The organism is Massilia sp. YIM B02769, assembly GCF_030411995.1.
Lineage (GTDB): Bacteria > Pseudomonadota > Gammaproteobacteria > Burkholderiales > Burkholderiaceae_D > Telluria.
On the sequence record NZ_JASNRC010000001.1, the window covers coordinates 419753 to 432781 of the forward strand.

At 68.7% G+C, this 13029-nt stretch carries 13 protein-coding genes; 4 read left to right on the top strand and 9 right to left on the bottom strand.

The genetic code is table 11. From position 1 onward, the window contains the following. Nucleotides 1-23: 23 nt before the first annotated feature. The 9 genes from QPK31_RS01965 to QPK31_RS02005 all read right to left on the bottom strand — a co-directional run bounded on the left by QPK31_RS01965 (nt 24) and on the right by QPK31_RS02005 (nt 7358). Nucleotides 24-842 (bottom strand): TOBE domain-containing protein, encoded by an 819-nt coding sequence (locus QPK31_RS01965; RefSeq protein WP_290421257.1) that lies wholly within the window; start codon nt 840-842, stop codon nt 24-26. Between the two features lie 35 nt (nt 843-877). After that, entirely contained in the window at nt 878-1594 is a 717-nt protein-coding gene (locus tag QPK31_RS01970; protein WP_290421258.1) for an ATP-binding cassette domain-containing protein, read from the bottom strand. Nucleotides 1595-1603: 9 nt separating this feature from the next. Continuing rightward, a complete protein-coding gene (modB, locus tag QPK31_RS01975) occupies nt 1604-2275 on the bottom strand; it encodes a molybdate ABC transporter permease subunit (RefSeq protein WP_290421259.1) in 672 nt (223 codons plus the stop codon). Between the two features lie 10 nt (nt 2276-2285). Next, complete coding sequence (modA, locus tag QPK31_RS01980; RefSeq protein WP_374045775.1) at nt 2286-3044, bottom strand: molybdate ABC transporter substrate-binding protein; 759 nt, start codon at nt 3042-3044, stop codon at nt 2286-2288. 94 nt (nt 3045-3138) lie between these two features. Further along, the gene (locus QPK31_RS01985) at nt 3139-4014 is read right to left on the bottom strand and encodes a hydrolase 1, exosortase A system-associated (protein WP_290421260.1); all 876 of its coding nucleotides are present in this window, start codon (nt 4012-4014) and stop codon (nt 3139-3141) included. After that, a complete protein-coding gene (locus QPK31_RS01990; protein WP_290421261.1) occupies nt 4007-4858 on the bottom strand; it encodes a hydrolase 2, exosortase A system-associated in 852 nt (283 codons plus the stop codon). Before QPK31_RS01990 ends, QPK31_RS01985 begins: the two co-directional genes overlap by 8 nt. Then, nucleotides 4859-5107: an acyl carrier protein gene (locus QPK31_RS01995; RefSeq protein ID WP_290421262.1), complete on the bottom strand. Its 249-nt coding sequence runs from the start codon at nt 5105-5107 to the stop codon at nt 4859-4861. Continuing rightward, nucleotides 5104-6162: a GNAT family N-acetyltransferase gene (locus QPK31_RS02000; protein WP_290421263.1), complete on the bottom strand. Its 1059-nt coding sequence runs from the start codon at nt 6160-6162 to the stop codon at nt 5104-5106. Before QPK31_RS02000 ends, QPK31_RS01995 begins: the two co-directional genes overlap by 4 nt. Beyond that, complete coding sequence (locus tag QPK31_RS02005; RefSeq protein WP_290421264.1) at nt 6159-7358, bottom strand: DegT/DnrJ/EryC1/StrS aminotransferase family protein; 1200 nt, start codon at nt 7356-7358, stop codon at nt 6159-6161. Before QPK31_RS02005 ends, QPK31_RS02000 begins: the two co-directional genes overlap by 4 nt. A 131-nt stretch (nt 7359-7489) precedes the next feature. On the opposite strand from QPK31_RS02005, the gene QPK31_RS02010 reads away from it, so the two are divergent. The 4 genes from QPK31_RS02010 (at nt 7490) to QPK31_RS02025 (ending at nt 12883) form a co-directional block, all read left to right on the top strand. After that, nucleotides 7490-9067 (top strand): acyl-CoA ligase (AMP-forming), exosortase A system-associated, encoded by a 1578-nt coding sequence (locus tag QPK31_RS02010; RefSeq protein ID WP_290421265.1) that lies wholly within the window; start codon nt 7490-7492, stop codon nt 9065-9067. Next, nucleotides 9064-10299: a pyridoxal-dependent decarboxylase, exosortase A system-associated gene (locus QPK31_RS02015; RefSeq protein ID WP_290421266.1), complete on the top strand. Its 1236-nt coding sequence runs from the start codon at nt 9064-9066 to the stop codon at nt 10297-10299. Before QPK31_RS02010 ends, QPK31_RS02015 begins: the two co-directional genes overlap by 4 nt. Before the next feature lie 157 nt (nt 10300-10456). Then, entirely contained in the window at nt 10457-11389 is a 933-nt protein-coding gene (locus tag QPK31_RS02020) for a hypothetical protein (protein ID WP_290421267.1), read from the top strand. 432 nt (nt 11390-11821) lie between these two features. Further along, on the top strand, nt 11822-12883 hold the full coding sequence (locus QPK31_RS02025) for a polysaccharide deacetylase family protein (protein WP_290421268.1): 1062 nt from the start codon (nt 11822-11824) through the stop codon (nt 12881-12883). Nucleotides 12884-13029 lie beyond the last annotated feature (146 nt).

Consider the following 13029-nt stretch of genomic DNA (forward strand, 5'->3'; position numbering starts at 1 on the left):
CGCCGAAAACGATCTTGTCGGCCTCAGTCCGGCACCGCCAGGATTACGCTCGATGCCTTGAAAATCGCCATCACGCTCTTGCCCACCGCCAGCTCCAATGCCTCGCTGCTGTCGTTGGTCACGATCGCCGCCACCGCCACGCCGCCGTCCAGCTCGATCGCGACTTCGGTGTTCACGGCGCCCGGCTGGACCCGCGACACGGTGCCGCGCAACTGGTTGCGCGCCGAGAAGCGTGCGGTTTCGTTTGCCGCGACCAGGATGATCGATGAGGCCTTGATCAGGGCGAACGCCTCGGCGCCCGGCTTCAGGCCGAGTTCCTGGGTGCTGCCGTGGGTGATGACGGCCACGATGCGGTGGCCGCCGGCGACGTCGAGTGCGATCTCGTCGTTGACGGCGCCGGTCTTGACCGAGGCGACTTTGCCCAGGAACTGGTTACGGGCGCTGGTGCGCATGCTGATTCTCCTGATGAGCAGGTATTCGTCGGCGAGGTGTGCGCTCTGCCGTCCAAGTTGTTCGACAAAACGCCGGTGTTCCTGTTCCACGCGCGCGAAGTTGTCCACCAGTTGGGCGCCGCGCGGCGTCAGGCGGGTGCCGCCGCCGCCCTTGCCGCCGGCCGCGCGTTCCACCAGCGGTTCGCCGGCGAGGTTGTTCATGGTGTCGATGGCGTCCCAGGCGGCCTTGTAGCTCATCCCGGCGGCCTTGGCGGCCTGGGTGATCGAGCCGCACTCGGCGATCTTCGCCAGCAGGGTCAGGCGATTCGCACCGCCAAAGGTTTCGCCGCCGGCGGTCAGCCAGAGCGAGCCTTGCAGCTGAAGGTCATGCGGTTTGTCGGGCGGCGTCATGCGGCCTCCTGGTTGGATGCGAGGGAAGCGCGATGCTACTCTTGCGTTTGCTTTTCGGCAAGGATCAGGGAGCGCGCATCGAGGACTCCCGCATCGAGGGCGCCATCCTTCATGCGCACCACGTGGTCGCCGAACACCTCGGCGTCCGCCACATCGTGGCTGATCAGGATCATCGGCAGCGCCAGTTCGCGCTGCAGGCGGTCCAGCTCGCCGCGCAGGACAATCCGCAAGTCGGGGTCGAGGGCGGCGAAGGGTTCGTCCAGCAGCAGGGCCGCCGGTTGCGCCACCAGGGCGCGCGCCAGGGCCACGCGCTGGCGCTGGCCGCCCGAGAGTTCGCCCGGCAGCTGGTGCGCCAGGTGTTCCAGGTGAAAGGCGGCGAGCCAGCGTTCGACCGCCTCGCCGCCTGCCTGCCTGCCCGGATTGCGCCAGCCGCGCGTTTCGCCGAAGGCGATGTTCTGGCGTACGCTCAGGTGCGGAAACAGGGCATAGTCCTGGAACAGATAGCCCATGCGGCGTTCCTGCGGCTTCAGGTTGATGCGCTGCTGCGCGTCGAACAGCACGGCGCCGCCGACCATGATGCGGCCGCTGTCCGGGCGTAGCAGGCCGGCGATCGCGCGCAGCGCCTGGCTCTTGCCGGCGCCCGAGGGGCCGAGGATGACCAGGCGCCCGCTGTCGGATTGCAGGCGCAGGTTCAAATGAAACGTGCGCTTGCCCGAGCGCAGGGTCTTCTGGATGTCGAGGTCGAATTGCATCGGGTGATTCTAGCGGTACCCGGCGCGGCCCGGGGCCAGCCGGCCCGCCGTCAGCAGCACGGCGATGCAGACCGCCGAGGTGATCAGGACCAGGGTATTCGCGATGTCGTCCTGCCCGGCCTGCACCGCCTCGTAGACGGCGATCGACAGGGTCTGGGTACGCCCCGGAATGCTGCCGGCCACCATCAGCGTGGCGCCGAATTCGCCCATGGCGCGCGCAAAGGCGAGCAGGGCGCCGGCCAGGATGCCGCGCCAGGCCAGCGGCAGGGTCACGCGCAGGAACACGGCCGCTTCCGAGATGCCGAGCACGCGCGCCGCGTCTTCCAGGCGGCCGTCGACGGTCTCGAAGGCGGCCCGCGCCGGCTTGAACACCAGGGGAAAGGCGACGATGGCGGCGGCGATCACCGCGCCCTGCCAGGTAAAGATCAGGTTGATGCCGAACCAGTCCTGCAGGCTTTGCCCGATCCAGCCCTTGCGGCCGAGCAGCACCAGCAGGTAGTAGCCGAGCACGGTGGGCGGCATCACCATCGGCAGGGTCAGGATCGTGTCCAGCAGTTCGCGTCCCGGAAAGCGGCGCCGCGCCAGCAGGAAGCCGACCGCCACGCCCAGCACGAGCGCAATCGCGGTCGCCCAGCAGGCGACTTTCAGCGACAGGGCGAGGGCGGTCCAGGTCGGGTGCATCGGGTAGGCATCAAGGCTTCATGAAGCCGTAGCGCGCCAGCACGGCCTGGGCCGCCGGGGCTTGCACCCAGGCGATGAAGCGGCGCGCTTCGGCGGCATCCCTGGCGCCGGCGGTGGCGGCGATCGGGTAGCTGATCGCGGTCGACAGCGGCACTTCCATCGCCACCTTGACCTTGCCCTTGAAGGCGACGGCGTCCGAGCCGTAGACGAAGCCGGCATCGGTTTCGCCGCGCGCCACGTAGTCGAGCGCCTGGCGCACGTTCAGGGTCATGATCATTTTCGGCCCCAGCGGCGCCCACAGCTTCGCCGCCTCGAGGGCGTCCTGGGCGTAGCGGCCGGCCGGCACGCCGGCCGGGTTGCCGACGGCCAGGCGCGTCACTTTTTCCTGGCGCAGGTCGTCGAGGCGCTTGATGGCCAGGGTACTGTCGCCTGGTACCACCAGGACCAGGGTGTTGCGTACGAAATTCACGCGCTCACTTGGCGACACCAGCTTCCGCTTGACGGCCGCGTCCATGGTTTCCTGGTCGGCCGAGGCGAATACGTCGACCGGTGCACCCTTGGCCATCTGCTGCAGCAGGGCGCCCGAGGCGGCGAAGTTCAGCAGCACCTTGCTGCCCGGGTGGGCGGCTTCATAGCCTTGCGCGATTTCCTTGAAGGCGTCGGTCAGGCTGGCCGCGGCCGACACGGTGATCTCGGCGGCATGGGAGAGGGTGCTGGCCGCGAACAGGACGGCGCTGGCAAGGAAACGGCGGGTGGTCACGGCAGACACGGGAAGTCCTCCTGATGGGTTATTCCCGCCAGTGTAACAGCGTTATATACTTCCGTATATTGCGGCCCGTAAGGATGCGTTGACGCAGGACTGTTTACCAGGAGCGCAGCCAGTCGCGGGTCCAGTTCGACACCTGGTCTTGCCAGGGCCGGCGCGAGAAGGTGTGGTCGGCCTTGTCGATCTTCTGGCGCGTGAAGCGCGGCGCGGCGAGCAGCTTTTGCCAGGCGCCGGGACGCGATGACAGGTCGGCGAATTCCTGGGCCGTGAGGTCGGCGCCGCTCAGCACCACCAGCACGCGGCCGCCGAAACGGGTGAGCGCATGCTGCATGCGCTCGGGCAGTGGGGCCGCTGCCGGCGCGGTTGTACCAGGGCTGACGCCGGCTTCGGCCTGCGGACGCGGCCTGAAGGCCTTGCCCAGGTCTTGCCACAAGCCGCGCACCGAGGCCTTTACGTCGAACTGGCCGCTGGCGACCTTTTTCCACAGGCGCGCATCGAACAAACGCGCGCGGTAGTAATGCTTGATGGTGGCGCGCGCCGCGCCTTCCTCGGTGCGTACCCAGGGATTGAGCAGCACCAGTCCGGCCACGCGCGCATCCTGAGGCGCGTACATGGCGGCGGCCGAGGCGCCGTCGCACAGGCCCCAGAGCACCACTTCGCGCATATCCGGCACTTCGAGGAAGAAGCGGTCGATCGCCGCGCGCAGGTCCTGGTCGACATTGTCGAATGAACGCAGCTCGCCCTCGCTGTCGCCCATGCCGCGGTAATCGAAGCGCATCGCCGGCACGCCGGCGGCGGCCAGGTCGCGCGCCAGCAGGGTGAACTGGCGGTGGCTGCCGGCGCGGTATTGCGGGCCGCCGACCACGATCAGCACGCCGCGCGGCTGCGGCGTAGTCGTCACGGCGGGCAGGCTGACGATGCCGACCAGCCAGGCGTCGCCGCAGGCGAAGGAAAGGGCGCGTTCTTCAGGCATCGGCGGCCTTGGCTGCATTGTGGGTCAGGGCGGCGTTGCTGGCCGCGATCAGGTTCGGGCAATCGACGGTCTCGGGCGCGGCCCAGAATTGCGGGCCGGCGGCCAGGTGCACGTTCACGCGGCTGCCCTGCAGGCGCCAGGTCTCGACCACGCGCGCGGCCGCCGGCGGCAAGGGGCGTTCCGGCGCCGCCACCACTTCGCACCAGTCGATAGTGCAGCGCGGCGCCAGGGCGCGCGCATCGGCGCCGTCGATGCCGTCGGCCAGCGCCGGGCCCAGCGTGTAGCCGGCGATTTCCAGCGATTCCCCGGCTTTTAACGCTTCGCGCAGGGCGTCGGTGCCGCCGCTGTCGCTGCCGCCGGCCAGCAGTTCGCCCGCCAGTTTCAGGCGCAGAAACCCGTTCAGGTAGCCCGAGCCGATCGTCACCGGCTGCCACAGCAGGAGGCGTGCCGGCGGCCTTGGCGCGCGCTGGGCGTGGCAGACCGCGAGCAGGGCGCCCAGGCGCAGGCCCCACAGGCCGGCGGTGCAGCCGGTCTTGGTTTCGAGCCAGCCGCGCGCTGCCGCGATGTCGCGCAGCCAGCCATCCCAGGAGGCGTCGCCGAAGTCGCCGGCGCTGTCGCCGCAGCCGTGCAAATCCAGCAGCAGCACGGCAATGCCTTGCGCGGCAAAGGCGCGTGCCTGCAGCGCGGCCATGCGCCGCGAACGGTTCATCTCCTCGGCGAACGGGTGCAGGTAGACCAGCGCGCCGCGGCACTCGCCCACGGGGGCGTGATACAGGCAAAAGCGCGGGCCGTCCGCTGTGTCGAGGAAAAAGGCGTCGGCGGGAGCGTGGCCGGGCGCGCCCATTTACTGTGCGCGCTCTTCGACGAAGGCGGCCAGGCTGCCGAGGGTGGCAAAGGTGCTGGCGCTGATGTCGTCGTCGTCGATGGCGATGCCGAAGTGCTCGTCGAGGGCGCCGATCAGGGTGACCACGGCCATCGAGTCGAGTTCGGGCAGGCTGCCCAGCAGCGGCGAATCGGCGCTGAGGGCCTGGCCGGCGGGGCCGAGGTTCATCACGTCGATCAGGAGGGTTTTGACTTCTTCAAGGTACTTCATAAGCTCGTCGTCGGTGAGGGGGCGGGCCGGCTGCGCGTGTTCAACTTCGATTCCAGCATCGTGTGCAGGCGGCGCAGTCCGGGCCAGCGGTAATAATTAACATGGTACATAGTGCGTACCTCGTCCGTCCAGCGCAGGTGCCATTCCATCACGCGGCCGTAGAACTCGAGGCGGGCAAAGCGGCCGGCGTCGAACAGGGCGCGGCAGGCTTCCTCGCGCATCAGCAGCGTGGGCGACCAGTTGCTCGGTACGCTCTCGTCGTAGCTGGTCTTCAGGACCACGATGCTGTCGGCGTCTTCCACGCACAGGTCCATCGCGACCAGCTGTTCGTTGAAATAATACCGGTAAACACCCGCGGCGTTGCGGCCGGCCAGCGCTTCGAGCATGGCGCGGTAGTAGCGGCCCTGGGCATTCTCGGCGTGCACGGCCGTGCCCTTGCCGGCTTTCCAGCCCGAGCTTTCCAGGCGGCCGTAGTCGGCAACGGCCTGCGCCATCGCTGCGGGATCGCGGTCGATCTGCAGCCGCGTGGCGATGCCTTCGCGTTCCAGGCGCGCGCGCTGCTTCTTCAAATTGCCGCGCAGGTTCTTGCCGCGTCCGGCCCAGTAATCGTCGAAGCTGCCGGCCAGCGTCACGCGCGCGGTGTCGATATAGTCGAGGGTGCGCGTGCAGGGGCCGTCGTCCGGGCGCGGCATCAGGAAGGGGTCCATCTGGGTCAGCGCGACGATCAGCGGAAAGCCGGGCAGGGCGCCGAGCAGGCTGCGCGCCAGCTTTTCCGTGTCCAGGCCGGGCTGCTGCAGCCACAGGCCGAGCGGCGCCTGCGCCGGCTGCAAGGTGGCCCAGGCCCCGCGCCGGGTCGGGCGCACGATGGCCATGGCGGCTATCGCACCTTGATTTCGCCAGACCGCCAGCAGGTCATGCTCGCGGCCGAACTGTTCGACCAGCGGCGCCACGAAGTCGACCGCCAGCAGGCTGGTGGCCGGGCCATTCGCATGCAGGCGTTCCCAGTCGGCGGCATGGCGCGCAAAGTCGCGTGCGGGATAAACGGTCCAGCTCATGCCAGCACCGCCTCCCGCACGGTCGCGACTAGCCAGTCGACTTCCGTGTCGCGCAGCTCCTGGTGGCAGGGCAGGGACAGCACCTGGCGCGACAGCATGGCGGCGTTCGGGCAGGTGCCGGCATCCATGCCTTGCCACAGCGGGTAACCGAAACGCGTCAGCGGTACGCCGGCGGCTTTCAGGCGCGCGAACAGGCTTTCCGGGTCGTCGGCCAGCAGGGGATAAACCCAGGGGCAGGCGCCGTCCGGCAGTTGCGCGTGCAAGGGACGGATGCCGGGCAGGCCGCGCAGGGCCGCGTCCAGGCGCCCGTAGTGGCTGCGGCGCAGCGCCTGGATGCGCGCCGGCGAGGCCAGGGTCAGCATGCTGCGCGCGAACAGCGAAGATCGCTTGTCGAGCCAGCGCGGGTCGAAATTGAAGCTGCTGTCCGAGGAGTCCGGCGCCAGCGACCTGGCCGGGGTCTTGCGGCCGCGCTTGAGCATGCCCCAGAGGGCGCTCTTTGCGCGCAGCGGCAGCCACAGGGCGGCCTGCACGCCCCGCAGGCGGCCGTAGGCAAAGCCGCGCTCCAGCGAATTGAGCAGCGCTTTCGCCTCGAAGCCGGCGCCGGCCGAATGCACCCGCACCTGGTCCAGGCTGCGGGTTCTGGAGACCAGGGCGCCGCCTTCGTAGATCGGGAAGAACTTCATGCTGCTGGCGATCGCATAGTCGCCCCAGCTGCCCAGCGGCTGGCCGGCATGTTCGCCGATAAAGGCGTGGGCGCAGTCCTCGACCAGGGCGATGCCGCGCGCGTCGCACAGGGCGCGGATCGCCTCCATGTCCTGGGGGAAGCCGAAGTAATGGGTGACCATCACGGCGCGCGTGCGCGCATCGATCTTCGCGGCCAGGTCGTCCAGGTCGACGCGGGCATCCGGGCCGACCCGGTAGAACACCGGCGTGGCCTCGCGCCACAGCACCGGCGGGATCATCGAGGGGCTGTGGTAGGCCGGCACCAGCACCGTGTCGCCGGCTTGCACGCCGAGTTCGCGCAAGGCCAGGGCGATGGCCACGCGTCCGCTCGTCACCAGGCGGTGGGCGCCGGCGTCCAGCACGGTGCGCGCCGGGACGTTGGCAGATGCGCTGGCCGCACGCCGGAACGAGGAGGCGGACAAGACCGGTGCCAGGGGAATCAGCGGACGGGTGGAAGACGGGGATGCGAGCATGGGGCCAGTATAAACCCTGTGTTGAAAAATTTGCCACAAGACACGAAAACCGTGCTGCGGTCGAAAGCTGCAAGCTGTTAAGATTGCGGGCTGCGCGCCGGTTGCCGGCGCCGCCCACGAACCCGTTTGCCATGGCTGACCTGATCCACGACTTCATCTTCGATTCCGCGCGCCGCACGCCCGGCGCCGAGGCGCTCGCCCATGGCGCGGTGCGGCTCGACTACGCCGCCCTGGCGCAGACTGTCGCATCCGCCGCCGGCGCCCTGGTCGCGGCCGGCGTGCAGCCGCGCGAGCGCGTCGCCGTGTTCCTGGAAAAGCGCATCGAGAACGTGGCCGCCATGTTCGGCGCCTCGCTGGCCGGCGCCGTGTTCGTGCCGGTCAATCCCCAGCTGAAGGCCGAGCAGGTCGCCCACATCCTGGCCGACTGCAATGTGCGCGTGCTGCTCACCTCCCCCGAGCGCCTGGCGCAGCTGGGCGAGGCGCTGGCTGGCTGCCCGGACCTGCGCACGGTGTTCGTCACCGGCGCCACGGGTTCGCACGCCACGCTCGACGCGCGTGCCTGGGATGCAGCACAAGTGGCACCGGAACAGGCTGTGCTGGCTGCGCGCCGCGCCATCGACGCCGACATCGCCGCCATCCTCTACACTTCGGGCAGCACCGGCAAGCCGAAGGGCGTGGTGCTGTCGCACCGGAACATGGTGGCCGGCGCCCGCAGCGTGGCCAGCTATCTGCATATCACGCCGCAGGACCGCCTCCTGTCGGTGCTGCCGCTCAGCTTCGACTATGGCCTGAGCCAATTGACCTGCGCCTTCCTCGCCGGCGCCACGGCGGTGCTGCTGAACCACCTGTTCGCGAAGGACGTGCTGAAGGCGGTCGTGGAAGAGCGCATCACCGGCCTGGCGGCCGTGCCGCCGCTGTGGTTCCAGCTGTGCGCCTTGCCCTGGCCGCAGGATTGCACGCTGCGCTATCTGACCAATTCCGGCGGCGCCATGCCGACGACGACAGTGGCCGCCCTGCGCGCCGCCCTGCCGCGCGCCGAACTGTTCCTGATGTACGGCCTGACCGAAGCCTTCCGCTCGACCTACCTGCCGCCTTCGGAACTCGACCGCCGTCCCGACTCGATGGGCCGCGCGATTCCGAATGCGCAGGTGCTGGTGGTGCGGCCCGACGGCACGCCTTGCGATCCGCACGAGCCGGGCGAACTGGTGCACCGCGGCGCCCTGGTCTCGCTCGGCTACTGGAACGATCCCGTGAAAACCGCCGAGCGTTTCAAGCCGGCCCCTGGGCAGGACCCGGCGCTGCCGCTGACGGAGATGGCCGTCTGGTCCGGCGACACCGTGCGCATGGACGAAGAGGGCTATTTGTACTTCATCGGCCGCAGCGACGACATGATCAAGGTGTCCGGCTACCGCGTCAGCCCGAACGAGGTCGAGGAAGCCGTGTACGCGACCGGCCTGGTAAGCGAGACGGTCGCCTTTGGCGTCCCGCATCCGCAGCTGGGCCAGGCCATCGTGCTGCTGGCGCTGCCCAAGGATGCGGACCTCAGCGACAAGGCCCTGCTGAAGGAATGCCAGCGCCGCCTGCCGGCCTGGATGGTACCGGCGCATATCGCCTTCGTGAACGACGCCTTCCCGCGCAACCCGAACGGCAAGATCGACCGCAAGACCCTGCGCATGCAATACCTGACGATGTTTGAAGAGACCCCATGAACGCCAAGCCCGTCCACGCCGCCCAGACCCTGTTCCCCGTGGTCGACGACTGCCTGCAGGTCGGCGGCATCCCGCTCACCCGCCTGGCCCAGCGCGTCGGCAGCACGCCTTTCTATGCCTACGACCGCCGCCTGTTGAGCGAGCGCGTGGCCCACGTACGCGCCCACCTGCCGCCAGCCGTGGAGCTGCATTTCTCGATGAAGGCGAACCCGATGCCGGCCCTGGTCCAGCACATGGCGGGCCTGGTCGACGGTATCGACGTGGCCTCCGCCGGCGAACTCAAGGTGGCGCTGGACACCGGCATGGCACCAGGCCGCATCAGCTTTGCCGGCCCGGGCAAGTCGGACGCGGAACTGACGCGTGCGGTGGCCGCCGGCGCCGTGGTGCACGCCGAATCCGAGCGCGAGATCCGCGCCCTGGCGCGCATCGCCAACGAACTCGGCATCGCACCGCTGCTGGTCCTGCGCATCAACCCCGACTTCGAGCTGAAGGGCTCGGGAATGCGCATGGGCGGCGGCGCCAAGCAGTTCGGCATCGACGCCGAGGAGGCGCCGCGCATGCTGGCGCTGGCGTCCGACCTCGGGCTGAACGTGCTGGGTTTCCACATCTTCAGCGGCTCGCAAAGCCTGAAGGCCGAGGCCATCATCGAGACCCAGGCCCAGACCCTGCTGCTGGCCGAGCGCCTGGCCCAGGACGCGCGCGATCCGGTGCGCATCCTGAACATCGGCGGTGGCTTCGGCATTCCGTACTTCCCAGGCGAAGCGGCGCTCGACCTGGCGCCGATCGGCGCCGCGCTGGAAGCCGCCCTGCCGCGCGTGAAAGCCGGGCTGCCCGATGCCCAGCTCTCGATCGAACTCGGACGCTACCTGGTCGGCGAAGCCGGCGTCTACGTGGCGCGCGTGGTCGACCGCAAGGTCTCGCGCGGCCAGGTCTTCCTGGTAACCGACGGCGGCCTGCACCACCACCTGGCGGCCTCGGGCAACTTCGGCCAGGTGATCCGCAAGAATTATCCGGTCGCGATCGGCAACCGCATGGGCGCGAATGCGGCGCTGGAAACGGCGTCCGTGGTCGGCCCGCTGTGCACGCCGCTCGATGTGCTGGGCGAGCGCATGGAATTGCCGCAGGCCGAGGTCGGCGACCTGGTGGTGGTGTTCCAGTCGGGCGCCTACGGCCGTTCGGCCAGCCCCCAGGGCTTCCTCAGCCATCCCGAGGTACCGGAAGTCCTGGTCTGAGCGCAGCCTGCGCATCGATGCCAATCGTGCGGGCGGCACGGTTGGATTTGCGATAAAGTAATTGTTGCAGGAATATAAACGAAGATACACTTCACCTGCGGCTGCGCATGGCGTCTTGCACTGGACGAACCGGCTGCGGCCACCCAGGAACAAGACCATGCCAGCGCACCAGACTTTCAGCTTCGAATCCCGCCTCTCCGACCAGTTGCAGCGCGCCCTCGCGCTGTGCGCGGTGCATCTGCCCGATGCGGCCGCGCGCGTGCGCGCCTTCCTCGCGCACTTCGCCAACCCCGCTCCCCATGCCGGCTTCAAGGCGATACCGCCGGCGGCGCGCGCCATGCACGACGCGGTGGTGGCCGAGCGCGGCGAACAGGCCGGCGCCTCCTTCCTGCTGGCCGCCGTGCTGATGGGCGTGCGCGATTCCCTGGCCAGCGAGCTGATGGCCCGCCTGCCGCCGCGCGTGCGCCAGCACCAGTTGCGCCAGTTCGCGCGCATTGCCAACCACGACGAAGCCTTTTTGCCGTTCTGCCGCCTGTACAGCGACGTCTTCCTGAAGGAGTTCGGCCTGGCCACGCTGCGCCTGTACGCGGGCGCCTCCAGCGTGATCGACCCGCGCTCGGGCATCGGCCGGTCGATGCTGTGGAAGGGGGGGCTGCTGCAGTTGCCGGGCCGCGCCCTGCTGTTTGCGCGCGCCGGCGGCTTCAAGCCCTGGTTCGAGATCCACGTGAACCGCCTGTATCAGGACGAGTTCGACGAGGAAGGCCGCAACGAGTGCTACCGCTGCTGCGTCGACCTGTATGAACTGCACCCGGATGCCCTGGGCATGATCGCCGGCAGCTGGTTCTACGACCCGGTGGTCGAGATCATCAGCCCGCACCTGGCTTACCTGCGCACGGTGCCGGAGGAGGGCGGCGCGCGCGCGCTGTTCGTCTCGCACGACGAGCAGGCGGTCAAGAACGCCACCGCCACTTCGGAAAAGCGGCGCGCCCTGCAGGCCGCCGGCCAGTACCGCCCCGCCTCCTGGTCGCTGGTCTGGCCACGGCGCGCGCAAGCCGCCTGGGCGCGCCGCCACCCGGCCGCCAAGGGCTGACCGGCGGCCGCACCCGCGGCCTGCCTCGGTTACTTTTCTCGTCCCTTCTTTATCCGGAACCGTCCGGATGCATACCCCTGCGCGCTCGCCGCAGCGGCCCCGCCATGCACGCTTCATAAAAGCAATTTAAATTGTTAAATATAAATTGATGGCACAGTGCAATATCGCAATTTGATTCCTGAATGAAATTTCTTTGATTTCTATAAGGAAAGCCCGTCAATACGGGCTTCCTGTCATCCATGCTGCATTCAATCGTGCGCAGCAATTGTGAAATCCAAGATAAATTGATCGATATAAATAAAGCAAGAGGGCCGCAAGCCAGCCGCCGGCGCGTCCGCGGCCAGGGGGCTTGCGCACGCGCGGGGTGTTGCCGTTGCCGCCTCGCTTGTACCCGCCATCGTAGGCGCAACACTGTCCTGACCAGGCGATTCCATGAACATCAAGACGCTCATCCTCCACGCCGCCAAATACACCGGGCTGTTCGCCCTGATGCGCGCAGCCACCCGCAAGAACCCGCGCATCCTTTGCTACCACGCCGGCAGCATCGGCGACGAGCGCCACTACAATCCCAAGCTGTTCTGCACCCGTGCGCAGCTGCGCCAGCGCCTCGACTGGCTCAAGCGCCGCGGCTTCGTCCCGGCCAGCCTGGAACAGGCGACCCAGCCCGGCGCCAACCCGGGCGGCATCCCGGTGGCGGTGACCATCGACGACGGCTGGTATTCGACCTACCGCGACCTGCTGCCTTCGCTGGCCGAGTACGGCCACAAGCCGGTGCTCTACCTGCACAGCGAGGCCTGCGACGCCGGCACGCCGATCGTGCCGGTGACCTTGCGCTACCTGGCCTGGAAGGCCGGCGCGCGCGAAGTCACGCTCAGCGGCTACGACGACAACCTGGACGGCATCTGGAACCTGGCCGACCCGCGCCAGCGCGAACGCCTGGTCGGCGCCGCCGAGAAATGGGTGCAGGCCCAGGCGCCGCAGGCGGTGGCCGGCTGCCTGGAACGCTTCGGCGCCAGCCTGGGCGTGCGTCCCGGCGAGCTCGACCTGGCTTCGCGCCGCTTCAGCTACATGACCGAGGACGAACTGCGCGAGGCCTCGGCCGGCGGCTGCCGCATCGAGCTGCACGGCCACGTGCACGTCTACCTGCCGGGGCAGCCGCACCGCAACCAGGAAAACATCGAACGCAACCGCGAGCGCATCCGCGCCGCCGGCCTGCCGTACCCGACCCATTACTGCTACCCCAGCGGCAGCTACGACAGCTATGCGCCGGACGTGATGCGCGCCGCCGGCGTGACCACCGCCACCACCTGCGTGCCCGGCCTGGTCGACCTGGACGACCCGGATGCACGCTACTACCTGCCGCGCTTCCTCGACGGCGGCGATGTCTCGATGATCGAGTTCGAAGCCGAGATGAGCGGCTTCACGCAACTGCTGCGTTCGGTCGTGCGCGGCGAGAAGCAGCCGCGCCGCGTGCTGCGCCCGACCACGGCCTGAGCTGCCGAACAACAATCGTGCGCGCGGGGGTGCGCACGATTGTTGAATTCTTGACACGCCTTTCTGCTTCCTCTAATCTGCATCGGATAACTTTCCTACGGTCAAGCACAGATGCCTGGCCCGTGGTGGCCTTCCGATGCGCGCAA